The 878-nt window shown below is 40.9% G+C and carries 1 pseudogene; it reads left to right on the forward strand.

The window, feature by feature from the left end:
- Positions 1 to 878, forward strand: a pseudogene (locus KPX09_RS05445) (VirB4 family type IV secretion/conjugal transfer ATPase); the annotation flags it as partial.

An 878-nucleotide genomic window follows, 5' to 3' on the forward strand; every position in this document is an offset into this window, starting at 1 on the left:
GTCAGGAACGCCGTTCTTTTTTAGTTTTCACATACGTGATGTCGGGCATACAGCAATAATCGGGCCCACTGGTGCGGGAAAAACTGTATTGATGAACTTTTTGTGTGTTCAAGCGATGAAGTTTTCTCCGAGAGTGTTCTTCTTCGACAAAGATCATGGCGCTGAAATATTCATCAGGGCTTTGAAGGGGGTATACAGCATTATAGAGACAAGAGGTTCTACTGGGTTAAATCCGCTGCATTTAGATGATACTCCTGACAATAGGGGCTTTCTTATGGAGTGGTTTAAGTTATTGGCTACTACTCTCTCAGACAAGCTTACGCCTGATGATATATTGCGCATTGATGATGCGATAGAGGGAAATTTCAAGCTTAAAAAAGAAGACAGAAAGTTGCGCAATTTGGTTCCTTTTTTGGGTATAGGTGGAGAAGATACTCTAGCAAGCCGCATGATGATGTGGCATTCGGAAGGGTCGCATGCAGCGCTTTTTGATAATGACGAAGATGTATTAGACTTTACTAAGTCTAGGGTATTTGGATTTGAGATGGGATATTTACTAAAAGATCCCATGGCTCTTGCACCGACGCTTTTGTATTTGTTTCACAAAATAAGTATTTCTCTTGATGGAACTCCTTCTATGATTATCTTGGACGAAGCGTGGGCGCTAATAGATAATCCCGTTTTTGCACCTAGAATCAAAGACTGGCTAAAGGTTCTCAGGAAGCTCAATACTTTTGTCATATTTGCAACACAGAGTGTTGAGGATGCTAGTAAAAGTCAGATAAGTGATACCTTAGTTCAGCAGACTGCCACTCAGATATTTTTGCCTAATCTTAAGGCTACTAGTGCTTACAGAGATGTTTTTATGCTGACTGAAC

It is taken from the genome of Anaplasma phagocytophilum, assembly GCF_023476575.1.
In the GTDB taxonomy this organism is placed as follows: Bacteria; Pseudomonadota; Alphaproteobacteria; order Rickettsiales; family Anaplasmataceae; genus Anaplasma; species Anaplasma phagocytophilum_A.